The organism is Nonomuraea sp. NPDC023979, assembly GCF_040639085.1.
Classification (GTDB): domain Bacteria; phylum Actinomycetota; class Actinomycetes; order Streptosporangiales; family Streptosporangiaceae; genus Nonomuraea; species Nonomuraea ceibae.
In genome coordinates, this window is the sequence record NZ_JBEZZG010000042.1 from 57710 (window position 1) to 80717 (window position 23008).

General features: G+C 72.6%; 29 protein-coding genes. 24 read left to right on the top strand and 5 right to left on the bottom strand.

Annotation, left to right across the window (positions count from 1 at the left end):
- Positions 1 to 73: 73 nt before the first annotated feature.
- Genes hisD through hisF form a run of 9 tightly spaced genes read left to right on the top strand, consistent with a single transcriptional unit; the run spans position 74 to position 6046 of the window.
- Positions 74 to 1381 (top strand): histidinol dehydrogenase, encoded by a 1308-nt coding sequence (hisD, locus tag AB0G11_RS43060; RefSeq protein WP_219502379.1) that lies wholly within the window; start codon positions 74 to 76, stop codon positions 1379 to 1381.
- Positions 1378 to 2448: a histidinol-phosphate transaminase gene (locus tag AB0G11_RS43065; protein WP_219502381.1), complete on the top strand. Its 1071-nt coding sequence runs from the start codon at positions 1378 to 1380 to the stop codon at positions 2446 to 2448. The genes hisD and AB0G11_RS43065 overlap by 4 nt, the downstream gene beginning before the upstream one ends.
- A complete protein-coding gene (gene hisB / locus AB0G11_RS43070; RefSeq protein ID WP_219502383.1) occupies positions 2445 to 3038 on the top strand; it encodes an imidazoleglycerol-phosphate dehydratase HisB in 594 nt (197 codons plus the stop codon). Before AB0G11_RS43065 ends, hisB begins: the two co-directional genes overlap by 4 nt.
- Positions 3035 to 3190: a hypothetical protein gene (locus AB0G11_RS43075; protein ID WP_219502385.1), complete on the top strand. Its 156-nt coding sequence runs from the start codon at positions 3035 to 3037 to the stop codon at positions 3188 to 3190. Before hisB ends, AB0G11_RS43075 begins: the two co-directional genes overlap by 4 nt.
- On the top strand, positions 3184 to 3819 hold the full coding sequence (gene hisH / locus AB0G11_RS43080) for an imidazole glycerol phosphate synthase subunit HisH (protein ID WP_219502387.1): 636 nt from the start codon (positions 3184 to 3186) through the stop codon (positions 3817 to 3819). Before AB0G11_RS43075 ends, hisH begins: the two co-directional genes overlap by 7 nt.
- Positions 3812 to 4141, top strand: coding sequence for a hypothetical protein (locus AB0G11_RS43085; protein ID WP_219502390.1), 330 nt, complete (start codon positions 3812 to 3814; stop codon positions 4139 to 4141). Before hisH ends, AB0G11_RS43085 begins: the two co-directional genes overlap by 8 nt.
- Positions 4141 to 4863 carry a bifunctional 1-(5-phosphoribosyl)-5-((5-phosphoribosylamino)methylideneamino)imidazole-4-carboxamide isomerase/phosphoribosylanthranilate isomerase PriA gene (priA, locus tag AB0G11_RS43090; RefSeq protein WP_219502393.1) on the top strand — a complete coding sequence of 241 codons (723 nt, stop codon included), beginning with the start codon at positions 4141 to 4143 and terminating at the stop codon, positions 4861 to 4863. The genes AB0G11_RS43085 and priA overlap by 1 nt, the downstream gene beginning before the upstream one ends.
- Before the next feature lie 29 nt (positions 4864 to 4892).
- Positions 4893 to 5288, top strand: a complete 396-nt coding sequence (locus AB0G11_RS43095; protein ID WP_246644356.1) for a Rid family hydrolase — start codon at positions 4893 to 4895, stop codon at positions 5286 to 5288.
- The gene (hisF, locus tag AB0G11_RS43100; protein WP_219502399.1) at positions 5285 to 6046 is read left to right on the top strand and encodes an imidazole glycerol phosphate synthase subunit HisF; all 762 of its coding nucleotides are present in this window, start codon (positions 5285 to 5287) and stop codon (positions 6044 to 6046) included. Before AB0G11_RS43095 ends, hisF begins: the two co-directional genes overlap by 4 nt.
- Here the strand turns inward: hisF and AB0G11_RS43105 are convergent.
- Both AB0G11_RS43105 and AB0G11_RS43110 read right to left on the bottom strand, forming a co-directional pair.
- Positions 6043 to 7416, bottom strand: coding sequence for a glutamine synthetase family protein (locus tag AB0G11_RS43105; RefSeq protein WP_357592662.1), 1374 nt, complete (start codon positions 7414 to 7416; stop codon positions 6043 to 6045). The genes hisF and AB0G11_RS43105 overlap by 4 nt on opposite strands.
- Before the next feature lie 62 nt (positions 7417 to 7478).
- On the bottom strand, positions 7479 to 7640 hold the full coding sequence (locus AB0G11_RS43110) for a hypothetical protein (protein WP_197094029.1): 162 nt from the start codon (positions 7638 to 7640) through the stop codon (positions 7479 to 7481).
- Positions 7641 to 7898: 258 nt separating this feature from the next.
- Between AB0G11_RS43110 and AB0G11_RS43115 the strand changes: the two genes are divergently transcribed.
- On the top strand, positions 7899 to 8531 hold the full coding sequence (locus AB0G11_RS43115; RefSeq protein WP_357592676.1) for a MerR family transcriptional regulator: 633 nt from the start codon (positions 7899 to 7901) through the stop codon (positions 8529 to 8531).
- A gap of 22 nt (positions 8532 to 8553) precedes the next feature.
- Here AB0G11_RS43115 and AB0G11_RS43120 read toward each other — a convergent pair whose 3' ends face one another.
- Positions 8554 to 9195: a TIGR03085 family metal-binding protein gene (locus tag AB0G11_RS43120; protein WP_357592664.1), complete on the bottom strand. Its 642-nt coding sequence runs from the start codon at positions 9193 to 9195 to the stop codon at positions 8554 to 8556.
- Between the two features lie 117 nt (positions 9196 to 9312).
- Between AB0G11_RS43120 and AB0G11_RS43125 the strand changes: the two genes are divergently transcribed.
- Positions 9313 to 11121, top strand: coding sequence for an ABC transporter ATP-binding protein (locus AB0G11_RS43125; RefSeq protein WP_357592678.1), 1809 nt, complete (start codon positions 9313 to 9315; stop codon positions 11119 to 11121).
- The gene (locus AB0G11_RS43130) at positions 11118 to 12920 is read left to right on the top strand and encodes an ABC transporter ATP-binding protein (RefSeq protein ID WP_357592666.1); all 1803 of its coding nucleotides are present in this window, start codon (positions 11118 to 11120) and stop codon (positions 12918 to 12920) included. The genes AB0G11_RS43125 and AB0G11_RS43130 overlap by 4 nt, the downstream gene beginning before the upstream one ends.
- Positions 12921 to 12929: 9 nt before the next feature.
- Here the strand turns inward: AB0G11_RS43130 and AB0G11_RS43135 are convergent, their stop codons facing one another.
- Positions 12930 to 13316 carry an ATP-binding protein gene (locus AB0G11_RS43135; protein WP_357592668.1) on the bottom strand — a complete coding sequence of 129 codons (387 nt, stop codon included), beginning with the start codon at positions 13314 to 13316 and terminating at the stop codon, positions 12930 to 12932.
- Positions 13309 to 14139 carry an MEDS domain-containing protein gene (locus tag AB0G11_RS43140; RefSeq protein WP_219502412.1) on the bottom strand — a complete coding sequence of 277 codons (831 nt, stop codon included), beginning with the start codon at positions 14137 to 14139 and terminating at the stop codon, positions 13309 to 13311. The genes AB0G11_RS43135 and AB0G11_RS43140 overlap by 8 nt, the downstream gene beginning before the upstream one ends.
- Positions 14140 to 14289: 150 nt before the next feature.
- Between AB0G11_RS43140 and AB0G11_RS43145 the strand changes: the two genes are divergently transcribed.
- From AB0G11_RS43145 to AB0G11_RS43200, 12 genes are all read left to right on the top strand, one after another.
- Positions 14290 to 14625 carry an STAS domain-containing protein gene (locus AB0G11_RS43145; RefSeq protein WP_219502415.1) on the top strand — a complete coding sequence of 112 codons (336 nt, stop codon included), beginning with the start codon at positions 14290 to 14292 and terminating at the stop codon, positions 14623 to 14625.
- Between the two features lie 41 nt (positions 14626 to 14666).
- A complete protein-coding gene (hisI, locus tag AB0G11_RS43150; protein WP_219502418.1) occupies positions 14667 to 15023 on the top strand; it encodes a phosphoribosyl-AMP cyclohydrolase in 357 nt (118 codons plus the stop codon).
- A complete protein-coding gene (locus tag AB0G11_RS43155; RefSeq protein ID WP_357592670.1) occupies positions 15023 to 15727 on the top strand; it encodes a Trp biosynthesis-associated membrane protein in 705 nt (234 codons plus the stop codon). The genes hisI and AB0G11_RS43155 overlap by 1 nt, the downstream gene beginning before the upstream one ends.
- Positions 15728 to 15789: 62 nt before the next feature.
- Positions 15790 to 16407: a DUF4190 domain-containing protein gene (locus AB0G11_RS43160; protein WP_357592672.1), complete on the top strand. Its 618-nt coding sequence runs from the start codon at positions 15790 to 15792 to the stop codon at positions 16405 to 16407.
- A 156-nt stretch (positions 16408 to 16563) separates the two neighbouring features.
- Positions 16564 to 17109 carry a CD225/dispanin family protein gene (locus AB0G11_RS43165; protein WP_219502445.1) on the top strand — a complete coding sequence of 182 codons (546 nt, stop codon included), beginning with the start codon at positions 16564 to 16566 and terminating at the stop codon, positions 17107 to 17109.
- Positions 17110 to 17111: 2 nt separating this feature from the next.
- Positions 17112 to 17543, top strand: a complete 432-nt coding sequence (locus AB0G11_RS43170) for a DUF2752 domain-containing protein (protein ID WP_219502447.1) — start codon at positions 17112 to 17114, stop codon at positions 17541 to 17543.
- Between the two features lie 121 nt (positions 17544 to 17664).
- Positions 17665 to 18504, top strand: coding sequence for an indole-3-glycerol phosphate synthase TrpC (gene trpC, locus AB0G11_RS43175; RefSeq protein WP_219502450.1), 840 nt, complete (start codon positions 17665 to 17667; stop codon positions 18502 to 18504).
- Between the two features lie 38 nt (positions 18505 to 18542).
- Entirely contained in the window at positions 18543 to 19748 is a 1206-nt protein-coding gene (trpB, locus tag AB0G11_RS43180) for a tryptophan synthase subunit beta (RefSeq protein ID WP_357592680.1), read from the top strand.
- Positions 19749 to 19795: 47 nt separating this feature from the next.
- A complete protein-coding gene (gene trpA, locus AB0G11_RS43185; RefSeq protein WP_219502453.1) occupies positions 19796 to 20596 on the top strand; it encodes a tryptophan synthase subunit alpha in 801 nt (266 codons plus the stop codon).
- Positions 20597 to 21230: 634 nt separating this feature from the next.
- Positions 21231 to 21722 (top strand): MauE/DoxX family redox-associated membrane protein, encoded by a 492-nt coding sequence (locus tag AB0G11_RS43190; RefSeq protein WP_219502457.1) that lies wholly within the window; start codon positions 21231 to 21233, stop codon positions 21720 to 21722.
- Positions 21709 to 22461: a thioredoxin domain-containing protein gene (locus AB0G11_RS43195; protein WP_219502461.1), complete on the top strand. Its 753-nt coding sequence runs from the start codon at positions 21709 to 21711 to the stop codon at positions 22459 to 22461. The genes AB0G11_RS43190 and AB0G11_RS43195 overlap by 14 nt, the downstream gene beginning before the upstream one ends.
- Before the next feature lie 26 nt (positions 22462 to 22487).
- The coding region (locus tag AB0G11_RS43200) for a prolipoprotein diacylglyceryl transferase family protein (protein ID WP_357592674.1) at positions 22488 to 23008 on the top strand (521 nt) is incomplete at its 3' end.

Sequence of the window (23008 nt, forward strand, 5' to 3'; positions counted from 1 at the left end):
CCCGTCGCGCCACGCGACTGTCCGTAGTGTGGACAGATCCGGATCCGGGGATCGGACTCCGTAGACTGTCAGGGTGATTTCCCGTATCGACATGCGCGGTTCCCTGCCGGCGAACCTGCGCGACGTGCTGCCCCGCGCCGAGCTCGACGTCGAGGCCGCCCTGGAGAAGGTGCGGCCCATCTGCGAGGACGTGCGCCATCGCGGGGCGGCAGCCGTACGGGAGCTGACCGCCAGGTTCGACGGAGTCGAGATCGCCACCACCCGCGTCCCCGCCGAGGCCATCGCCCGCGCGCTGGACGAGCTGGACCCCGCGGTCCGGGCGGCGCTGGAGGAGTCGATCAGGCGGGCCAGGCTCGTCCACCGCGACCAGCGGCGCAGCGACGTCACCACCGAGGTCGTGCCCGGCGGCACCGTCACCGAGCGGTGGGTGCCCGTCGACCGGGTCGGCCTCTACGTCCCCGGCGGACGCGCCGTCTACCCGTCGAGCGTGGTCATGAACGTCGTGCCCGCGCAGGAGGCCGGGGTGGCCTCGCTGGCCGTCACCAGCCCCGCCCAGAAGGAGCACGACGGCCTGCCGCACCCGACGATCCTGGCCGCGTGCGCGCTGCTCGGCGTCGACGAGGTCTACTCGGCGGGCGGCGCCCAGGCCGTGGCCATGTTCGCCTACGGCACCGAGGAGTGCGAGCCCGCCACCATGGTCACCGGGCCCGGCAACATCTGGGTCGCCGCGGCCAAGCGGCTGCTCAAGGGCCGCATCGGCATCGACTCCGAGGCCGGCCCCACCGAGATCGCGATCCTGGCCGACGAGACGGCCGACCCCGTCCACGTGGCGGCCGACCTGATCAGCCAGGCCGAGCACGACGTGATCGCCGCCGCCGTCCTGGTCACCACCAGCCCCGAGCTCGCCGACGCGGTCGAGAAGGAGCTGCCCGGCCAGGTGGCGGCCACCCGCCACTCCGAGCGCATCACCGAGGCGCTGGCCGGCCGCCAGTCGGGCATCGTGCTCGTCGACAGCCTCGACGACGGGCTCAAGGTCGTCGACGCCTACGCCGCCGAGCACCTGGAGATCCACACCGCCGACGCCGCCGCGGTGGCCGCCCGGGTGCGCAACGCCGGCGCGATCTTCGTCGGCCCCTGGTCGCCGGTCTCGCTCGGCGACTACCTCGCCGGGTCCAACCACGTGCTGCCCACCGGCGGCTGCGCCTGCCACTCCAGCGGCCTGTCGGTGCAGTCGTTCCTGCGCGGCATCCACGTCGTCGACTACACCCGCGAGGCGCTGGCCGGCGCGGCCGCGCACGTGTCGGTGCTGGCCGACGCCGAGGACCTGCCCGCGCACGGCGCCGCCGTGCGCGCCCGCTTCGACGGGCAGGTGCCGTCGTGAACCTCTCCGACCTGCCCATCCGCGACGACCTGCGCGGCAAGTCGCCCTACGGCGCGCCGCAGATCGACGTCCCGGTCCGGCTCAACACCAACGAGAACCCCTACCCGCCCTCTCCCGAGCTGGTCGCCGACCTGGCCGAGGAGGTCGGGCGGGTGGCGGGCGGCCTCAACCGCTACCCCGACCGCGACGCCGTCGAGCTGCGCGCCGGGCTGGCCGCCTACCTGGGCCACGGCCTGACCACCGAGCAGGTGTGGGCGGCCAACGGCTCCAACGAGATCATCCAGCAGATCCTCCAGGCGTTCGGCGGCCACGGCCGCACCGCGCTCGGCTTCGAGCCGTCCTACTCGATGCACCCGATCATCACGACCGGCACCAACACCGAGTGGATCAGGGCGGCGCGCGAGGACGACTTCTCGCTCGACCCCGGCAAGGCCGTCGCGGCGATCGGCGAGCACCGGCCCGACGTCGTCTTCCTGGCCTCGCCCAACAACCCGACCGGCACCGCGCAGCCGCTGGCGGTGATCGAGGCGATCCTGGAGGCCGCCCCCGGCATGGTGGTGGTCGACGAGGCCTACGCCGAGTTCGCCCGCGAGGGCACGCCGTCGGCGCTCACCCTGCTGCCGCGTCACCCCCGGCTGATCGTCACCCGGACGATGTCCAAGGCGTTCGCCATGGCGGGCACCCGGCTGGGCTACCTGGCCGCCCACCCGGCCGTGGTGGAGGCGCTGCTGCTGGTGCGGCTGCCGTACCATCTGTCGGCGCTCACGCAGACGGCGGCGCGGGTGGCGCTGCGGCACCGGGCCGAGCTGCTCGGCACCGTCGACGCGCTGCGCCGCGAGCGTGACGACACGGTGGCGTGGCTGCGGTCCAAGGGGCTGGCGGTCGCCGACTCCGACGCCAACTTCGTGCTGTTCGGGCGCTTCCCCGACCGGCGCGCGGTGTGGGAGGGGCTGCTGGCCCGGGGCGTGCTCATCCGTGAGGTGGGCCCGCCACAATGGCTTCGGGTGTCGATCGGCACCGGCGAGGAGATGGCGGCCTTCCGCGCCGCCCTGGAGGGAGTCCTGTGAGTCGCGTAGGCCGCGTCGAGCGTACGACGAAGGAGACGTCGGTCCTGGTCGAGGTGGGTCTCGACGGCACCGGCACGGTGGACGTGTCGACCGGGGTCGGCTTCTACGACCACATGCTGGCCCAGCTGGGCAAGCACGGGCTGTTCGACCTGACGGTCAAGACCGAGGGCGACCTGCACATCGACTCCCACCACACGATCGAGGACACCGCGCTGGCCCTGGGGGCGGCGTTCCGCGAGGCGCTGGGCGACAAGTCGGGCATCAGGCGGTTCGGCAATGCGTCGTGCCCGCTCGACGAGTCGCTCGCCGAGGTCACCGTCGACCTGTCCGGCCGCCCCTACCTGGTGCACTCCGAGCCCGAGGGCATGGCGCCGATGATCGGGCCCGACTACGACACGACCATGACCCGCCACATCCTGGAGTCGTTCGTCGCCCAGGCGGCGATCTGCCTGCACGTGCGCGTCCCCTACGGGCGCAACGCGCACCACATCGTCGAGGCCCAGTTCAAGGCGCTGGCCAGGGCACTGCGGGCCGCCTCCGAGCGCGACCCGCGCGCCACCGGCGTGCCCAGCACCAAGGGCGTGCTGTGACCGGCAACGTGATAGCCGTCGTCATGGTGTTCCTCGGCATGTTCCTGGTCGGCGGCGTGGTCTCGCTGTACAAGCAGGGGCTCAAGATCGGCGCCGCGATCTGCGGCGTCGGCGCCGCCATGGCGATCACCGCGGGGGTGATGTGGTGGTGAGCCGCGTCGTCGTGCTCGACTACGGGTCGGGCAACCTGCGCTCGGCTGAGCGTGCGCTGGCCAGGGTCGGCGCCGACGTCACGGTCACCGCCGACTTCGACGCCGCGCTGGAGGCCGACGGCCTCGTCGTGCCCGGCGTCGGCGCGTTCGCCGCCTGCATGGCCGGGCTCAAGGGCGTGCGCGGCGAGCAGATCATCGGCAGGCGGCTGGCCGGCGGCCGGCCCGTGCTCGGCATCTGCGTCGGCATGCAGATCCTGTTCGCCCGCGGCGTCGAGCACGGCGTGGAGACCGAGGGCTGCGGTGAGTGGCCCGGCGCGGTCGAGCGCCTGGAGGCGCCGGTGCTGCCCCACATGGGCTGGAACACCGTCAAGGCCCCCCAGGGCAGCGTGCTGTTCGCCGGCCTCGACGCCGCCACCCGCTTCTACTTCGTGCACTCCTACGGCGTGCGCGAGTGGGAGCTGCGACCCGGCGACGGGTTCGCCGAGCCGGTGGTGACCTGGGCCGAGCACGGCGTGCCGTTCGTCGCCGCCGTCGAGAACGGCCCGCTCATGGCCACCCAGTTCCACCCGGAGAAGTCCGGCGACGCCGGGGCCGCGCTGCTGGCCAACTGGCTCGGCACCCTTGAGTAAGGAGCGGGCGCGCCGCCGCGCCGAGCGTGAGGCCGAACGGGCCCGGGCCATGCGGATCAACGAGGAGCGCCAGGCCCGCCGGGCGCGCCGCCGCGCCCGCCTGACCCGGCTCGTCCCACGCCCGGTGCGGGTGGCCCGCCAGGGCGGCCTGCTCGCCCGCCGCCACCGCGCGCAGAACGCGGTCGTCGCGCTCGCTTTCCTGCTCGTCCAGGCGCTCGCCTGGCTGCTGTGGGGCTCGCCGTTGCTGAGCTTCGGCGTCCTCGTCTTCTCACTGCTGCTCTTTCCCGTGCTCGTGACCCTCGCTTTCGACCGGAGGACCTGATGTCGCTCGTTTTGCTCCCCGCCGTGGACGTGGCCGACGGCCAGGCCGTACGCCTCGTCCAGGGTGAGGCCGGCACCGAGACCGGCTACGGCGAGCCGCTGGCCGCCGCGCTGGCCTGGCAGGAGGCGGGCGCCGAGTGGATCCATCTGGTCGACCTCGACGCCGCGTTCGGCCGGGGCTCCAACCGTGAGCTGATCACCGACCTGATCGGCCGGCTGGACGTGAACGTGGAGCTGTCCGGCGGCATCCGCGACGACGCCTCGCTCGCCGCGGCGCTGGCGACCGGCTGCCGCCGCGTCAACATCGGCACGGCCGCGCTGGAGAACCCCGAGTGGTGCCGCCGGATCATCGCCGAGCACGGCGACAAGATCGCGGTCGGCCTGGACGTGCGCGGCACCACGCTCGCCGCCCGGGGCTGGACCGAGGACGCCGGCGACCTGTGGGAGGTGCTGGAGCGGCTGGAGGCCGACGGCTGCCAGCGCTACGTGGTCACCGACGTCACCAAGGACGGCACCCTGCGCGGCCCCAACCTCGACCTGCTGCGGGAGGTGTGCTCGCGCACCGACAAACCCGTCGTGGCCAGCGGCGGAGTCTCGTCTCTCGACGATCTGGTGGCACTGTCTTCTCTCGTTCCCGTCGGCGTGGAAGGTGCCATCGTGGGCAGGGCCCTGTACGCCCGGGCGTTCACGCTGGAAAGCGCGCTGGCCGCGGTGGGCGAGTAGTGACGCCGGGAGGGGGCGTGATGGGCACCATGAGCATGGAAAGCACCGGCATGCGGGTGTTCTCCGGAGGCGTCTGGGAGGAGAAGTACGGTTACGCGCGCGCGGTGGTCGTGGGCAACCGGGTCATCGTCTCGGGCTGCACCTCCACCGTCGACGGCGAGGTCCGTCACGTCGGCGACGCCTACCGGCAGAGCCGCACCGCGATCCAGATCGCGCTGGAGGCCGTGGAGATGGGCGGGCTGTCCCGCCAGGACGTCGTCATGGTCCGCTACTACGTGGTCGAGCACCGTCACTTCGACCTGGCCGGCCAGGCCATCGCCGAGTCGTTCGGCGACGTGCGGCCCGCCTGCACCGGGGTGCGGGTGGCCGGGCTGGTGGACCCGCGGATGCTTGTCGAGATCGAGATAGAGGCACACCGAGCATGACCGTAGCCGTGAGGGTGATCCCCTGCCTGGACGTCGACGCCGGCAGGGTCGTCAAGGGCGTCAACTTCGCGAACCTGCGTGACGCGGGCGACCCGGTCGAGCTGGCCAGGCGCTATGACGAGGAGGGCGCGGACGAGCTCACCTTCCTCGACATCACCGCCTCGTCGGGCGAGCGCGAGACCATGCTCGACGTGGTGCGCCGCACCGCCGAGCAGGTGTTCATCCCGCTGACCGTCGGCGGCGGGGTGCGTTCGGTCGACGACGTCAACCGGCTGCTGCGGGCCGGGGCCGACAAGGTGTCGCTCAACACCGCCGCGATCGCCAGGCCGGAGCTGCTGACCGAGGCGTCGCGGCGCTTCGGCGCGCAGTGCGTGGTGCTGTCGGTCGACGCGCGGCGGGCGCCGGGCACGGCGAGCGGCTTCGAGGTGACCACCCACGGTGGCCGGCGCGGCACCGGCATCGACGCGGTGGAGTGGGCCGCCCGGGGCGAGGAGCTGGGCGTGGGCGAGATCCTGCTCAACTCCATGGACGGCGACGGCACGCTCGACGGCTACGACCTGGAGATGCTGCGCGCGGTGCGGGCCGCCGTGCGGGTGCCGGTGATCGCCAGCGGTGGCGCGGGGCGGCTGGAGGACTTCCCGCCGGCCGTCGCCGCGGGCGCCGACGCGGTGCTGGCGGCCAGCGTCTTCCACTTCGGCACGCTGAAGATCGGCGAGGTGAAGGAGACGCTGCGGACGGCGGGCCACCCGGTCCGCTAGAAGACCCGCATGTGCTGGAACAGCTCGTAGGAGGCGTCGCGGGCGGCGAACGCCGCCGCCTCGGACCGTTTGACGGCCAGGTAGGCGGAGGCGCGCAGCGGCCCGAGCGCCTCCATGAGCACCGGGTCGGCCTCCAGCGCGTCGAGGGCCTCGGTCAGCGACGACGGCAGCCGCGGGTAGCGGCCGGGCCGGGTGTCGGGGTCGACGTCCACGGCCTCGCCCGGGTCGAGCCTGCGGCGGACGCCGTCGAGCCCGGCGTGGATGACCGCGCCGAGGGCCAGGTAGGGGTTGGCCGAGGAGTCGGAGGGCTTCAGCTCCAGGTTGGGCTCGCCGCTCTCGCCGAGCGGGGAGCAGATCCGTACGGCGGCCTCGCGGTTGTCGGGGCCGTGCACGGCGTAGGCGCCGGCCCACATGCGCGGCGCCAGGCGGCGGAAGCTGTTGACGCTGCCGCAGGTGAGCGCGGTCAGCGCGGGCAGGTGGGCGAGCAGCCCGCCGACGAACCAGTCACGCACAGCTCCCTCGCCGCCACTGTCACCGTCGAAGAGGTTACGGGATTCGCGCCACAGGGACAGGTGCAGGTGCGCGCCGTTGCCCGCCTGGTCGGCCAGCGGCTTGGGGGCCAGCGACGCCCACATGGACATGCGCAGCGCCACGCCGCGCACGGTCTCGCGGTAGAGGACGTGGTTGTCGGCGGCCCGCAGCGCGGGCGCGTGCCGCACGGTCAGCTCCTGCTGGCCGGGGCCGAGCTCCGGATGGTAGTGCTCGACCCGCAGCCCCTGCGTCTCCAGGGCGCGGACCAGCTTGATCGTGTAGTCGTGGGCGGTGTCGAAGCCGTGACCGGCGTAGCACAGCGAGTCGTCGAGCGGCACCAGCCGGTCGGGCCCGCCGGACGGGTCGGGCAGCCGCCGCCCCAGCGTGAACTCCGGCTCGAACGCGGCCAGCAGCGTGTAGCCCTCGCCGGCGAGCAGCGCGATCGCGTCCTTGAGGAAGGTGCGCGGGCAGGCGGCCCAGGGCGAGCCGTCGGGAAGGCGCAGATCCGACAGCATGGCCGCGGCCCCCGGCGCGTGGGGGAGCGGGACGTACGTCGAGGGGTCGGGGACGATGCGGACCTCGCCCACCGGACCCAGGTGCTCGACCTCCTGCAACTGGTCGAGCATGTTCATCGCCATCATGGCCACCGTGTGCCCGATGCCCGTGTTGAGCCGTTCCGCGAGGCGCGACCGCGAGGCGGCCTTGCCCCGGATGACGCCGCCGTGGTCGGCGTACAGGAACCGGATCAGCTCGACGCCCTCGAGCTCGGTGCGCTCGAGGATCCGCCTGACCGCGGGGTCAGGCTGGACGGGCTTGGCAACGGCTGGGCGATCTCTCATCCTGTCTGCGTAACACGACTTGGCAGCGCGGGGAAGCCAATTGACGCAGACAGGACCGCGCTTCAGGTCAAAACACTGCTGAAGAAGACAGCCAGTTGATTGGCTCCTTGGACGATCCCATCGAACACACCGTTGACCGCGGCGGCGGCTTCGGCCGGCCGGGTGAACAGGTAGAAGATCACGAACGCGACGGCCACGTACGTGATCACCTTCTTGACCTGCATGGGGGGCCTCCTGCAGTCCATTCCCAGCCGTATATACCCGGATCTGGGCGGTCACTAGGCATCTTCTGTGAAGATGTTCATGATCCTAACCGGGGGGCTTGTTTCCTGTGTCATCGTACGGCCTGCGGGCGTGGCGGGGGCGCCATACGGGCCGGTGGTTCGGTGATGTGACGGGAGCGACAGACCCTGGATGGATAGCGACACTCTCCAATGGCTAGACTTTCCGCAATCCGCGAGAAGGGAGCCGCGAGCGTGCGCATGGCCGGTCTGAGCGCCGCCACCGGGGTGCCGGTGCCGACGATCAAGTACTACCTGAGGGAGGGGCTGCTGGCGCCCGGCCGGCCGCTGGCCCGCAACCAGGCCGAGTACGGGCCCGTGCACGTGCGGCGGCTGAAGCTGGTCCGGGCGCTGGCCGACTACGGCGGGCTGAGCATCGCCGCGATCGCCGGGCTGGTGCGCCACCTGGACGACCCGGGCGTGAGCGCGGGCGAGCTGCTGGCCGAGGCGCAGCCCGCCGTGGCCGCGCCCCAGGAGCCAGGCCCCGCCTCCGGCTCCGGCGCCGCGGCGGAGCGGGCGCGGGACCAGGTGGCCACCCTGCTGGCCAGGAAGGGCTGGGACGGCCTGGCGGATCATCCGTCGGCGGCCACGCTCACCGGCGTCGTGGCGAGCCTCCTGGAGCTGGGGCTCGACGACGTGCTCGAGGGGCTGGACGACTACGCCGGAGCTGCCGAGGCGGCGGCCTCGGCCGACGTGCGCATCCTGGGGGACGTGACCGACCGGGAGCGGGCGGTCGAGGTCGTGGCGCTCGGCACCCTGCTCGGCGACACGCTCATCGCCGCCCTGCGCAGGCTCGCCCAGGCCCGCCTGGCGGAGGACACGTACCAGAGCTAGACGTAGCTAGACGTACGGGGGACTAGACGCCCAGGCGGGCGCTGCGCAGCCGCTCGACGGCGCCAGGGTCGCCGGTCAGGTCGACCCTGGCGTGCGCCTGGCGGCCGAAGCAGAACAGCAGCAGCTCGCCCGCGTCGCCCGTCACCTCGACCTTGGGGCCCTCGCCCGCGCCGCCGAGCAGCACCGAGCGCGCCCCGCCGGAGCCGCGCCGGTGCAGCACCACGCCCACGGGGGCGCGGCGCAGCATCAGCTTGGCCATGGCCGACAGCCGCTTCCAGATGTGGTCGTCGAAGTCCGCGGGCAGCTCGCGCGGCTCCCAGGAGGGCTGGGCGCGGCGCACGTCCTCGTGGTGGACGAAGTACTCCAGCGTGTTGACGGCCGAGTCGAGGAAGGGCGCCAGCCCGTAGACGCCGCCGGGCTTCCGGACGAGGGCGACCAGCTCGGGGAAGGGGTGGCGGTCCTTCAGCGACTGCTGCACCGAGGCCGTGCGGCCCGACAGCGCCCGGATCGCGATGCCGGGCAGCGCGTCGAGCCTGCGCTCGCGCAACACCAGGTGGGCGGCCAGGTCGTAGGAGTCCCATCCCGCGCAGAGCGTCGGGGCGCCGGGGCCGAGCCGGTCGAACAGATCGCAGAGCGCCGCGCGTTCGTCACGAGCATGAGTCACATGCCAACCTTACGCCAGGGGAATAACGGGATGATCAGACGTGATACTGACTTACGTAGTTATAGCGGGCAGTGAAGGGAAGCTTCAGGAGTGGCGAACAAGGTCACCTCGGCCGTCATGCGTCAAGGGCTGCGTGTCCTTGGGGTGGCCATTCGTACGGAGAAGGCGATGTTCGCCGCCGCGGTCGTGGCGAGCGCGCTCTACGGCGGCATGACCGTCGCCTCGGCATGGGCACTCGGGTGGGCCACGGAGCACGTCGTGATGCCCGCGTTCACCGCCGGCGAGACCGCGGCGGGCGCGATGTGGACCGGCGTGCTGCTCATCCTCGGCACCGCCCTGCTCAAGTCCATCGGCGTGGCCGGGCGGCGCATCCTGGCCGGTGTCATCCAGTACCGGATGCAGGCCCGCTCCCGCCGCGACGTCACCAAGCAGTATCTGCGGCTGCCGCTCGCCTGGCACCACCGCCACCCCACCGGCCAGCTGCTGTCCAACGCCAGCGCCGACGCCGAGGCCGCCTGGGCGCCGCTCGCGCCGCTGCCGATGGCCGTCGGCGTCGTCGTCATGCTGCTCACCGCGGCCGTCGGCATGCTGCTCACCGACCTCATGCTCGCCCTGGTCGGCTTCCTCATCTTCCCGGCCATCGCCGTGCTCAACCTCGTCTACCAGCGCAGGCTCAGCCCGCTCGCCACCCGGGCCCAGCAGTTGCGCGCCGAGGTCAGCGAGATCGCGCACGAGAGCTTCGACGGCGCCCTCGTCGTCAAGACGCTCGGCCGCGAGGACCTGGAGACCGACCGCTTCCGCCGCCGCGCCCACGAGCTGCGCGACGCCAACATCGCCGTCGGCAAGGTGCGCGGCCTGTTCGACCCGTTGCTGGAGGCGCTGCCCACGCTCGGCGTGCTCGCCGTCCTGGCCGTCGGCGCGCTGCGGCTGTCCACCGGCTCCATCGAGGCCGGCCAGCTCGTCCAGGTCGCCTACCTGTTCACGCTGCTGTCGTTCCCGATCCGGGCGCTCGGCTGGGTGCTGGCCGAGCTGCCGCGCAGCGTCGTCGGCTGGACCCGCGTCCAGGCCGTGCTCGACGCCGAGGGCTCGATGGACTACGGCCAGGCCGCCGCCGACCGCGACGAGCCCGCCGCCCTGGCCGTCTCCGGCGTCTCCTACTCCTACGGCGACGCCGAGGTGCTGCACGACGTCACCTTCGACGTGCCCGCCGGGCGCACCGTCGCGCTCGTCGGCCCCACAGGCTCCGGCAAGTCCACGCTCGTCCAGCTGCTCGTCCGCCTCGTCGACCCCGACTCGGGCCGCGTCGCGCTCGACGGCGTCGACCTGCGCGACCTCGCGTACGGCAAGCTCGCCGAGTCGGTCGCGCTGGTGCCGCAGCAGACGTTCCTGTTCGACGACTCCGTACGCGGCAACGTCGCGCTCGACCTGCCCCTCGACGACGACGAGGTGTGGGGCGCGCTGCGCGTCGCCCAGGCCGACGGCTTCGTCACCCGCCTCGGCGACGGGCTCGACACCCGCGTCGGCGAGCGCGGCGCCTCCCTGTCCGGCGGCCAGCGCCAGCGCCTCGCGCTGGCCCGCGCCGTCGTCCGACGCCCCCGCCTGCTCATCCTCGACGACGCCACCTCCAGCGTGGACCCGCAGGTCGAGGCCAAGATCCTGTACGGGCTCCGGGACCGGGCACAGGCCTCGACCGTCGTGGTCGTCGCCTACCGGATGGCCACCATCGCCCTCGCCGACGAGGTCGTCTTCCTGGAGCACGGCCGCGTCGCCGACCGCGGGACCCACGACGAACTGATCAAGCGGTGCGAGGGCTACCGCAACCTGGTGACGGCCTACGAGCGCGAGGAGGCCGAACGGGCCGCCCTCGACCTCGACGGCAGCACTCAACTCGGCACCGACGCCGAAGAGGAAGGGGTCAGCGCGTGACCGCCGAGACCGCCGAGAACGTGCGCCAGGGCATCGGCGCGAACGCCGACAGCTCCGCCTGGGCGACCATCCGCCGGGGGCTCTCGCTCACCCCCGAGTTCCGCCAGGGGCTGGCGGTCACGCTCGCCCTCGCCGTCGTCGCCACCATCGGCAAGATCATCGTGCCGATCGCCGTCCAGCAGACGATCGACACCGGGCTCAAGGACGGCGTCCCCGACCTGCCCTACATCTACCGGACCGTCGCCCTGTGCGCCGCCGCCGTGCTGCTGACCGCGCTGGCCGCGTACATCATGAACGTCCGCCTCTACAAGGCCACCGAGGCGTCGCTGGCGACGCTGCGGGTGCGCGGCTTCCGCCACGTCCACGACCTGTCGGTGCTCACCCAGAACACCGAGCGGCGCGGCGCGCTCGTCTCCCGCGTCACCAACGACATCGACCAGATCAGCACGTTCATGCAGTGGGGCGGGCTGATGATCATCGTCGCGCTCGGCCAGCTCCTGGTCGCCAGCGTGCTCATGCTCGTCTACTCCTGGGAGCTCACCCTGCTCGTGTGGCTGTGCTTCGTCCCGCTGATGATCGCGCTGCCGCGCTTCCAGCGCTGGCTGTCGCGCGCGTACACCACCGTCCGCGAGCGCACCGGCGACATGCTCGCCGCCGTCAGCGAGTCCGTCGTCGGCGCGGCCGTCATCCGGGCGTACGCCACCGAGCGGCGCACCGCCGAGCGCATCGACAAGGCCGTGAACGCCAACCGCGCCGCCCAGGTCAAGGCGCAGACCATCGTCGGGTTCGTCTTCCCGCTGACCGAGATCGTCGCCGCCCTGGCCATCGCCGGCATCGTGCTCCTCGGCGTCCGGCTCGGCCTGTCCGGCGACATCACGCAGGGGCGGCTGATCGCGTTCCTGTTCCTCATCACGCTGTTCGTCTCACCCATGCAGACCGCCACCGAGGTGCTCAACGAGGCGCAGAACGCCGTCGCCGGCTGGCGGCGCATCCTCGGCGTCATCGACACCCCCGCCGACGTCGCCGACCCCGGCGAGAACGGCGTCGAGCTGCCGCGCGGCCCCATCTCCGTCGCCTTCGAGGACGTCCACTTCGCCTACCCCGGCGGCCCGCCCGTGCTGCGCGAGCTGTCGGTGGAGATCCCGCCGCGCTCGCGCGTCGCCGTCGTCGGCGAGACCGGCTCCGGCAAGACCACGTTCGCCAAGCTCCTCACCCGGCTCATGGACCCCGTCGGCGGGCGCGTCACCGTCGACGGTCACGACCTGCGCGACATCCGCTTCTCCTCGCTGCGCGAGCGGATCGTGATGGTCCCGCAGGACGGGTTCCTGTTCGACGGCACGCTGGAGGACAACATCCGGTACGGCAAGCCGGACGCCACCCGTGAGGAGATCCTGCTCGCGCTGACGGAGCTGGGCCTGGCCGACTGGCTCGACGGCCTGCCCGCCGGCCTCGACACGCCCGTCGGGCAGCGCGGCGAGTCGCTGTCGGCGGGGGAGCGGCAGCTCGTCGCGCTGGCCCGCGCCTACCTGGCCGACCCCGACCTGCTGCTGCTCGACGAGGCCACCTCCGCCGTCGACCCCGCCACCGAGGTGCGGCTGGCCCGCGCCCTCGAAGGCGTCACACGCGGGCGCACCGCCGTGTCGATCGCGCACCGCCTGTCGACGGCCGAGAACGCCGACGAGGTGTTCGTGTTCGACGGCGGCCGGCTCGTCCAGCGCGGCCCGCACGCCGAGCTCGTGACCGAAGCCGGCGTCTACGCCGACCTGCACGCCTCCTGGGTGTCGGCCGCCCGCTCGTGACCCGCGGGCTCACCCCCGCGTGACGCTGAAGGTCACCGTCGTGCCGACCGGCCCCGACACGATCGTCACGTGCTCGCACAGCAGCCGCACCAGCCACAGCCCCCTGCCGCCCGCCTCGAACCCCGACGGCGGCGGCAGGGCGCTGCTCCAGCTCCCCATGCCCGGCCCCTCGTCGGCCACCTCGCACCACAGCCGCCCGTGCTGCCACCACACGCGCACCGTCCCGCCGCCCCCGCCGTGCAGCACCGCGTTCGTGATCACCTCGTTGACCGCCACCACGAAGTCCTCCAGGCGGCGCCCGCCCAGCCCCTCACCCGCCACCCGCTCGGCCAGCGTGCGGCGCAGCGCCGTGATGCGCCCCCGGGCGAACGAGGCGCACAGCACCTGTCTACACATCGCCGACCCGGCGGACGGTGACGACCTCGTCCCCCTTGATGAGCTGCAGCAGCCTGGCCAGCCGCGCCCCGCACACCACCACCGTCCGCCCCGGCGGCCTGCGCACCGCCATCGCCACCAGAAGCCGCGCCGAGCCCGCGTCGGCGAACGCCAGCCCCGCCGCGTCGATCACCACCTCACCCGGCTCCTCCCGCAACGGCTCCAGCACCGACGCGAACGCCTGCCGGTTCGTCAGATCGACGTCGCCCCACAGCCGCAGCGCCGCCGCCCCGCCCGGCGCCGCATAACGCAGCGCCGCCTGCCCCGGCGTGATCGGATGGGCCGAAGCCGCCCGCTCCACCGCCTCCCGCGTGAACACCCGCCGGTCGTACTGGCACACCAGAGCCATCCGATGCCGCCCGAACAGCGCGTTGGCCGCCGACTCCAGCGCCACCTGCCCCGGCGGGTCGCAGGCCCCCCACGACGCGTCCACCAGCGCGTAGAGCCCCCGGCAGCCCTGCTTGCCCGCCAGCTCCACCGCCGCCGCCAGCCCGCCCAGCGCCTTGCCCGGATCGAGCCGCCCGTCGGTGAAGTGCGTGCCCGCCCCGTCCAGGATCTCGATCCGCCCCGACGACTCCGCCGCCGCGAACCCCGGCACCAGCGGCCCCAGCCACTCCCGCGTCAGCCCCGGCGAGTCGGCATGCGTGATCAGCAGCACCTTCGCCCGGCGGCGCAGCCCGTTGAGCGTGAACAGCCGGGCCGCCGCCCGCCGCTCGCCCTCACCGCGCAACGGCAGGCACACATGATCGCCCAGCTCGGGATCGAGAACGGAGCCCGGTGACACGATGGCGCACCCCCTACCGTAGGTCGCCCTGAAACTACTCTCCGGAGCGTCATCACGTACCGCGTTCTGTGTAAAACACACGGTGACGGCGCGCGGTAAGGTGTACCTTCATCGCGGGCCGCCTTACGGCGGGGCGTGAGGAGCATGGCGTTGGACATTCTGCAGATGACCCGTCGGCGGCACGGCGAGATGGTGGTCGTCAGCCTCGCCGGAGAGGTCGACGCCGACAACGTGACCGAGGTGCGCGAATGCCTCGACCAGGCCGTCCGGACCCACGGGCCGCGCCTCGTCGTCGACCTCAGCAAGCTCACCTTCATCGACACCACCGGGCTCGGCGTCCTCGTGCGCCAGCTCGCCAGCCTGCGCGACCGCGACGGCACCATGGCGCTCGTCGCCCCCGACGGCCAGGTGCTGCGCCGGCTGCGCCGCACCAACCTGGCGCCGCTGTTCCCCATCTACGACACGCTGTCGCAGGCCCTCGCCTGACCGCCGCCGGGACCGCGGCGGACGCCTGGTTGAATGAGGGCATGTCCCTTGACCCCACCATCGCCGCGCGGCTCAAGCGCAACGGCGACGGGCTGGTGCCCGCGATCGTCCAGCAGTACGACACCGGCGAGGTGCTCATGCTCGCCTGGATGGACGACGAGGCGCTGCACCGCACCCTGACCACCGGCAGGGCCACCTACTGGTCCCGCAGCCGCGCCGCCTACTGGGTCAAGGGCGACACCTCCGGCCACGTCCAGCACGTCAAGTCCGCCGCCCTCGACTGCGACGGCGACACCGTGCTGCTCCAGGTCGACCAGGTCGGCGCCGCCTGCCACACGGGCGACCGCACCTGCTTCGACGCCGCCCCCCTGCCCGTCGCCGAGCCCCAGGCGACCTGATGGCCACCCCCGACCACCCCACCCCGGACCGCCCCTCCGCCCCCACGAGCTCGCCGTCCCCTGAGGGACCGGGCGTGCCGGCGGGGTCCCCTGCGGCGGGTGACGCCGTACGGGCCGCGTCCCCTGTGACGGGTGGCGCCGTCCGGGAGCGGTGGGTGTGGCTGGCCGTGGCGGCGGGCGGGTGCCTGCTGGTGCTGCTGGCCGCCAGCCGCCCGTGGGCCGCAGGGGTGCGGGAGGCCGGGGCGGCGGCGGAGCTCGTGGCGCCGACCGGCGGGGACCTGGGGCCGGCGTTGACGCCGCTCGCGCTGGCCGGGCTGGCCGGCGTGGTGGCCGTGCTGGCCACGAAGGGGGCGGGCCGCCGCCTGATGGGCGCGCTGCTCGCGCTGTGCGGGCTGGCCGCCGGCGCCGCGACGTGGGCGGCCACGGGCGCCGACGGGGTGGTGGACTGGCTGCGGGAGCGCAACGTGCTCGCCGGGACGGCCGGGCTGACGTGGGACGACGTGGTGGTGTGGCCGGTGCTGTGCGGGCTCGGCGCCGCGCTGGTGCTCGCCGGCGGGCTGGCCGTCGTGGTGCGTGGCGGCCGGTGGGCCGGGATGTCCGCCCGCTACGAGCGCGACCCGGGCCGCGCGCCCCGTGCTGCCGACGGCGACAGAGCTCTGTGGGATGCGCTCGACCGTGGAGACGATCCGACCGAATCGCGCTAGGTTTGCGTTCGTTTGATGGTCGGATTCGTCGCCGCGGGGCGACCACACGAGGAGTCGGACGGATGAGCTACGGGGACCAGGGCAGCGGCTACGGAGCTCAGCCGCCCGGCGGTGGTTACGGTCAGCAGCCCCCCACCGGGGGCGGATACGGCCAGCAGCCGCCCAGCGGAGGCGGTTATGGCCAGCAGCCGCCCAGCGGAGGCGGTTACGGTCAGCAGCCGCCCAGCGGGGGCTACGGTCAGCAGCCGCCGAGCGGGGGCGGGTACGGTCAGCAGCCCTACAGCGGCGGATACGGTCAGCAGCCGCCCAGCGGCGGCCCGTACAGCTATGGTCAGCAGCCCCCGAGCGGCTCGTACGGCTACGGCCAGCAGCCGCCGCCCGGCCCGGGCTACCCGCCGCCGTACGCGCCGCGGCCGACGAACGGGATGGCGGTCACGTCGCTGGTGCTCGGCATCGTGGGCCTGCTCTTCTGCGGCCTGACGAGCATCCCGGGCGCCATCGTCGGCCACATCGCGATGGCGCGCATCAAGCGCACCGGGGAGCAGGGTCAGGGCATGGCGGTGGCCGGCCTGATCACCTCCTACATCACGATCGTGCTGTGGCTGATCCTGTGGATCTTCTTCGGCGGGATGTGGCTGGCGTTCCTCGGGATCGCCTCGTCCGCCTCCTACGCCAGTTGACGACCGCCTGACCTGGAATAACTTGCGGTAACGCCACGAATGCAGGCAGATTACAAGTTGTCCGCAAGGTGAACGTTGTTGCATGTCGCCGATGGTTTGTCGCTAGGCTGCCGCGCGCAAGTCGCCGCGAACATGACGACATGAGGAGTTCTAAGGATGAGTTACGGAAATCAGGGCGAAGGCGGTTACGGCGCCCAGCCCCCGGGCGGCGGCTACGGTCAGCAGCCGCCGAGCGGTGGCGGCTATGGCCAGCAGCCCCCCAGCGGTGGCGGCTATGGCCAGCAGCCGCCGAGCGGCGGCGGTTACGGTCAGCAGCCCCCGAGCGGGGGTGGCTATGGCCAGCAGCCGCCCAGCGGCGGCTACGGCGGTTACGGTCAGCAGCCCCCGAGCGGTGGCGGCTACGGCGCGGGCGGCTACGGCGCACCGCAGACGCCGCCGGACAACCACCTGGTGGCGGCCATCCTGACCACCATCTTCTGCTGCCTCCCGCTCGGCATCGTCTCGATCGTCAAGTCGTCGCAGGTCAACCAGAAGTGGGCGGCCGGCGACTACCAGGGTGCGGTGGAGGCCTCCGAGGAGGCCAAGACGTGGTGGAAGCGCGCGCTGATCTTCGGCCTCATCGCCGAGGTGCTCATCGTGGTGGCGTACGTCCTGTTCTTCGTCGTCCTCGTTGCCAGCACCAGCAGCAGCTACTACGGATGACCATGCCTGACGCGAACATCGAGCGGCGCGGCACCGACCGGCTCAGGTCCGTGCTCGCGCCGCTCGGCGTGGCGGCCGCGGCGGGAGCCGTGTTCGGCGTCGTGGGCCTGATCGACCCCAACGAACCGGGGCACTATCCGACCTGCCCGTTCCTGTGGGCGACCGGCCTGTACTGCCCGGGATGCGGGACGCTGCGGACGATCCACGCGCTGGCGCACCTCGACCCGGTGGCGGCGGCGGGGCTCAACCCGCTCGCGCTGGCCATGGTGCCGTTCCTGCTGTTCTGGTGGGGGCGGTGGCTGGTGCGCTCCTGGCAGGGCAGGCCGAGACGCACCACGCTGGCGCATCCCGCCTGGCTGTGGGCGTTCCTGGCGGTCGTGCTGGTCTACTGGGTGGTCCGCAACCTTCCGTTCGGGGCGTTCCTGGCCCCGTAAGGCGAGCCCTGTGACGATGTGGGCCCGCCGGGCCGATACCATCGCAAGACAAGGCAGGGAGCGGACGCGAAGCGAACTCCCGGCCTCCACCCCCACTGCCGACCGGAGGGACCCCAAGCGCGTGAGTGAGCGGACCGAAGGACCGAGTGTCCTCGACGACATCCTCGACGGGGTGCGCGCCGACCTCGCCACACGTCAGCAGGCCGTGCCGCTTGACGAGCTCAAGCAGCGGGCCGAGCGGGCCCCCGCGTCGCGTGACGCGCTCGCCGCGCTCGGCGGCGACCGCGTCTCGGTGATCGCCGAGGTGAAGCGCTCCAGCCCGTCCAAGGGCGCGCTCGCCGCCATCGCCGACCCGGCCGCGCTCGCGGCCGACTACGAGGCCGGCGGCGCGCACGTGATCAGCGTGCTCACCGAGCGGCGCAAGTTCGGCGGCAGCCTGGACGACCTGGCCGCCGTGCGGGCCCGCGTCGACATCCCCATCCTGCGCAAGGACTTCATCCTCACCTCCTACCAGCTGTGGGAGGCGCGGGCGCACGGCGCCGACCTGGCTCTGCTGATGGTCGTCTGCCTGGAGCAGCCTGCGCTGGTGTCGCTGATCGAGCGCGCCGAGTCCATCGGGCTCACGCCGCTCGTCGAGGTGCACACCGAGGAGGAGCTCGACCGCGCGGTCGCGGCCGGCGCCCGCGTCATCGGGGTCAACGCCCGCAATCTGAAGACACTCGAGGTCGACCGGGATGTCTTCGCGAAGCTGGCGCCGAAGATCCCCGATAATGTGATCAAGATCGCTGAGTCGGGAGTGCGGGGTCCGCACGACCTGCTCGCCTACGCCAGGTCGGGTGCCGACGCCGTGCTGGTGGGGGAGAGCCTGGTCACCGGCAAGGATCCGCGCAGGGCCGTGGAGGCGCTGGTGACCGCCGGCGCCCACCCCGCGACCCGCCCCGACCACGGAGCAGAGGGATAGCAGTGGCAAACGAAGGCTCCATCCTCACGGCCGCCGACCTGGCGGGCAACGGCGTCCACGGCGACGACCCGGACGTGCACGGCAAGTTCGGCATCTTCGGCGGGCGCTACGTGCCCGAGGCGCTCATCCCGGCGCTCGACGAGGTCGCCGCCGTCTACGCCAAGGCCAAGAACGACGCGCAGTTCCTGAGCGAGTTCGACCACCTGCTGCGCACGTACGCGGGACGGCCGACCACGCTGACCGACGTGCCGCGCTTCAGCGAGCAGGCCGGCGGGGCGCGCATCGTGCTCAAGCGTGAGGACCTCACCCACACCGGCGCGCACAAGATCAACAACGTGCTGGGCCAGGCGCTGCTGACCAAGCGGCTGGGCAAGAAGCGGGTGATCGCCGAGACCGGCGCCGGTCAGCACGGCGTCGCCACCGCCACCGCCGCCGCGCTGCTCGGCCTGGAGTGCGTCATCTACATGGGCGCCGTCGACTGCGAGCGCCAGGCGCTCAACGTCGCGCGGATGAAGCTGCTCGGCGCCAAGGTCGTGCCGGTGACCAACGGCTCCCAGACGCTGAAGGACGCCATCAACGAGGCGTTCCGCGACTGGGTGACCAACGTCGACACCACCCACTACCTGTTCGGCACCGTCGCCGGGCCGCACCCGTTCCCGGAGATCGTCCGCGACTTCGCCCGCATCATCGGCGTCGAGGCCCGCCGCCAGATGCTGGAGCTGACCGGCGCGCTGCCCACGGCGGTCTGCGCGGCCGTCGGCGGCGGCAGCAACGCCATCGGCATCTTCCACGCCTTCATCGGCGACCAGGACGTCCAGCTCCACGGCTACGAGGCGGCCGGCCACGGGCTGGAGAGCGGCGAGCACGCGCTCACCCTCACCGCCGGCTCGGTCGGCGTGCTGCACGGCTCGCGCACGTACGTGCTGCAGGACGACGAGGGCCAGACCATCGAGTCCCACTCGATCTCGGCCGGCCTCGACTACCCGGGCGTCGGCCCCGAGCACGCCTGGCTCAAGGACAGCGGCCGCGCCACCTACCACGGCGTCACCGACGACCAGGCGATGGCCGCCTTCTCGCTGCTGGCCCGCACCGAGGGCATCATCCCGGCCATCGAGTCCTCCCACGCGCTCGCCGGCGCGCTGGAGCTCGGCCGCGAGCTCGGCCCGGAGGCGACCATCCTGGTCAACCTCTCCGGCCGCGGCGACAAGGACATGGGCACGGCCATGAAGTACTTCAACCTCTGACGACCCGCAGCGGGGCGGGGCTCGACGACCTGAGAACGGGACCATCAATGACGACTCTCCAGACGGTGTTCGCCAAGGCGAAGGCGGACAACCGGGCCGCGCTCATCGGCTACCTGCCGGCGGGCTTCCCGACCAAGGACGGCGCCGTCGCCGCCGCCGCGGCCCTGGTCGAGGCCGGGTGCGACGTCATCGAGATCGGCCTGCCCTACTCCGACCCGCTCATGGACGGGCCCACCATCCAGGACGCCGTGCACCGTTCGCTGCTCAACGGCACCCGCATCGCCGACGTCCTGCGCACCGTCGAGGGCGTGGCGGCCACCGGCGCGGCCACGCTCGTCATGACCTACTGGAACCCGATCGACCGCTACGGCGCCGACCGCTTCGCCCGCGACCTCGCCTCGGCGGGCGGCACCGGCACGATCACCCCCGACCTCACGCCGGAGGAGTCGGAGCCGTGGCGCACCGCCTCCGCCGAGGCGGGGATCGACACGGTGTTCCTGGTGGCGCCCAGCTCCACCGAGGAGCGCATCAAGGCCGTCGCCGCCTGCTGCACCGGCTTCGTCTACGCGGCCTCGCTGATGGGCGTCACGGGCGCCCGGGAGACGGTCAACGTGGCGGCCGAGGACCTGGTCAAGCGCACCCGCGAGCACACCGACCTGCCGGTCTGCGTCGGTCTCGGCGTCGGCACCGGCGCCCAGGCGGCGCAGGTCGCCGGCTACGCCGACGGCGTCATCGTGGGCTCGGCGTTCATCCGCCGCATCCTCGACGCCCCCGACGAGGCCGCCGGTCTCGCCTCGATCGGTGAGCTGGCCCGGTCGATGGCCGAGGGCGTCCGCTCCCGCGTCTGACCACCGGGGCGCCCGCCTGGCGGTTCGCCGCCTTCGCCGCGACCGCCTGCCAGGACCTCGGGTGCGTCGACGCCGCCCGGCCCGGTCACGCCGCTCACCACCGCCGAGCCGGCTGCCCGCGCGATCGGCCGCATGGCCCGTGCGTGCCGGCCCGCGACGCCTGCCTGCCCGTCTCCGTCTCCGTCGCCGAGCACGCCAGACGCCTCGGCATGCCGCGCGCCGACCTGCGCCGGGCGACCTGCGCCGGGCTGACCTGCGCCGGGCCGTCCTGCGGCCGGTCGGGTGCAGCCCTGAGGACCATCTGCTGTCGATCCGGCTCAACCGGGCCAAGGGCCTGCTCGCCGGGGCACCGACCTGCCGGTGGCCGCCGTCGCCCGCCGGGTCGGCTACGACGACGCCGCCTGTTTCGCGCGGCTGTTCACCCGGCGCGCGGGGCAGCCGCAGAGCGAGTTCCGCGCCCAGCGGAATCGGGGTTTCGCCGCAGGTGAACCGCGGGACGGCGGCACTTAGCCGACCCTTATCCCGAGCGTGATCGGATAGGTCCCGGTACTGTGCGCCTTCCGCACGGAGAAAGAGGAGATGGCTCGTGAACGCGTCACAGGCGTCACACACCGCGAGATCGGCGATACCCTGGGTGACGACCGTCGCCCGGCTGGTCCTGGGCGGAGTGCTGATCGCGGCCGGAGGGCTCAAGATCGGCAACCCGGCCGACTCGGTGGTGGCGGTCAGAGCGTACGAGTTGCTGCCCGAGCCGCTGGTCACGACCGTGGGCTACGCCCTGCCGATCGTGGAGGTCGTCGTCGGGGTGCTGCTGATCGTGGGCCTCATGACCAGGGTGGCGGCCGTCGTGGCCGCGCTGCTCATGCTCGCGTTCGTGTTCGGCATCGCCTGGGCGTGGGCCAACGGGCTGCGGATCGACTGCGGCTGCTTCGGCGGCGGCGGCCAGCTCGGCGCCGGGCAGGAACCGACCTACCTGCTCGACATTGTGCGCGACTTCGGCCTCGTGCTGCTGGGCGCCTGGGTCGTGCGTTTCCCTCCGGGCCGCTTCGCGCTGGACCGGCCGCTGGGGCTGGCGGGTGCCGAGCACCCCTTGGACGATGAGGAGAACAGTGATGGGCAAGGCTGAGCGGTCGAAGACGGCGCGGGAGAAGATCAGGGAGCAGCAGGCCGCCGAGCGTGCCCGTGAGCAGCGCAAGAAGGTCGTCACGTACGTCACGGCCGGCGCCGTGGCCATCGCCGCCATCGGCGCCGGGATGTGGTACACGATGAGCAGGTCCCAGTCGGAGCAGGCCGGGGCCGATCTCGCGCCGGTCACCATCCAGGCCGACGGCAGCGTGATCATGGCCAAGGACGGCGTGACCAAGCCGGTCGTCGACATCTACGAGGACTTCCAGTGCCCGGCGTGCAAGGAGCTGGAGCGGGTCAGCGGCCAGACGTTCAAGAACCTGGCCGCCGAGGGCCTGGCCAAGGTCGTCTACCACCCGATCACGATCTTCGGCCAGGAGCCCACCAAGGGCAACTCGGTGCGCGCCGGGGCCGCGGCCCGCTGCGTCCCCGACGGCAAGCAGTGGGTGGCCTTCCACGACCTGCTGTTCGAGAACCAGCCGAGCGAGACCGTCGAGGGCTTCAAGACCGACCAGCTCATCGAATGGGGCAAGGAGGCAGGCGTCACCGACCCCGGCTTCGAGACCTGCGTCACGTCGCAGAAGCACGCCCAGGCGCAGCTCGACTACAGCGACAAGATCAACAAGCGGGAGAACCTCGAAGGCACCCCGACGGTCAAGGTCGACGGCCAGATGATCGACAACAGTGTGGTCTTCACCCCCAAGGATCTGCGCGATACGGTCACCGAGGCCGCCAAGTAGCCTGACGTCCGCTACCCTCACCTGACATGCCCCTAGCCTCGATTCCCAGCCCCGCCGAGGGGGTCTGGTATCTCGGAATCATCCCGATCCGGGCCTATGCCCTGTGCATCGTGCTCGGCGTGATCGTCGCCGTCTGGCTCAGCGAGCGCCGCTGGCGCGACCGCGGGGGCCAGAAGGGCACGATCATCGACATCGCCGTCCCGGCGGTGATCTTCGGTCTGATCGGCGGCCGCCTCTACCACGTCATCACCGACTGGCAGACGTACTTCGGCGAGCGCGCGATCAAGGAGCCCTACCAGGCGCTGTTCATCTGGGAGGGCGGTCTCGGCATCTGGGGCGCGATCGCGCTCGGCGGCGTCGGCGTGTGGATCGCCTGCCGCCGGCGCGGTCTGTCGCTGAGCGCGGTGGCCGACACGGTCGCCCCCGGCATCGCGTTCGCCCAGGCCATCGGCCGCTGGGGCAACTGGTTCAACCAGGAGCTGTACGGCTCGCCGACCACGCTGCCGTGGGGCCTGGAGATCGACCAGGCACACGGCGGCGAGCCCGG

Bases quoted from the DNA above. Each gene is read 5' to 3' on its own strand.
- hisF (WP_219502399.1), top strand. From the start codon at position 5,285: ATGACCGTAGCCGTGAGGGTGATCCCCTGCCTGGACGTCGACGCCGGC.
- priA (WP_219502393.1), top strand. From the start codon at position 4,141: ATGTCGCTCGTTTTGCTCCCCGCCGTGGACGTGGCCGACGGCCAGGCC.
- AB0G11_RS43160 (WP_357592672.1), top strand. From the start codon at position 15,790: ATGAGCTACGGGGACCAGGGCAGCGGCTACGGAGCTCAGCCGCCCGGC.
- AB0G11_RS43155 (WP_357592670.1), top strand. From the start codon at position 15,023: ATGGCCACCCCCGACCACCCCACCCCGGACCGCCCCTCCGCCCCCACG.
- AB0G11_RS43165 (WP_219502445.1), top strand. From the start codon at position 16,564: ATGAGTTACGGAAATCAGGGCGAAGGCGGTTACGGCGCCCAGCCCCCG.
- trpA (WP_219502453.1), top strand. From the start codon at position 19,796: ATGACGACTCTCCAGACGGTGTTCGCCAAGGCGAAGGCGGACAACCGG.
- AB0G11_RS43135 (WP_357592668.1), bottom strand. From the start codon at position 13,316: ATGTGTAGACAGGTGCTGTGCGCCTCGTTCGCCCGGGGGCGCATCACG.
- AB0G11_RS43105 (WP_357592662.1), bottom strand. From the start codon at position 7,416: ATGAGAGATCGCCCAGCCGTTGCCAAGCCCGTCCAGCCTGACCCCGCG.
- hisI (WP_219502418.1), top strand. From the start codon at position 14,667: ATGTCCCTTGACCCCACCATCGCCGCGCGGCTCAAGCGCAACGGCGAC.
- AB0G11_RS43115 (WP_357592676.1), top strand. From the start codon at position 7,899: ATGGCCGGTCTGAGCGCCGCCACCGGGGTGCCGGTGCCGACGATCAAG.
- AB0G11_RS43110 (WP_197094029.1), bottom strand. From the start codon at position 7,640: ATGCAGGTCAAGAAGGTGATCACGTACGTGGCCGTCGCGTTCGTGATC.
- AB0G11_RS43170 (WP_219502447.1), top strand. From the start codon at position 17,112: ATGCCTGACGCGAACATCGAGCGGCGCGGCACCGACCGGCTCAGGTCC.
- AB0G11_RS43095 (WP_246644356.1), top strand. From the start codon at position 4,893: ATGAGCATGGAAAGCACCGGCATGCGGGTGTTCTCCGGAGGCGTCTGG.
- AB0G11_RS43125 (WP_357592678.1), top strand. From the start codon at position 9,313: ATGCGTCAAGGGCTGCGTGTCCTTGGGGTGGCCATTCGTACGGAGAAG.
- AB0G11_RS43195 (WP_219502461.1), top strand. From the start codon at position 21,709: ATGGGCAAGGCTGAGCGGTCGAAGACGGCGCGGGAGAAGATCAGGGAG.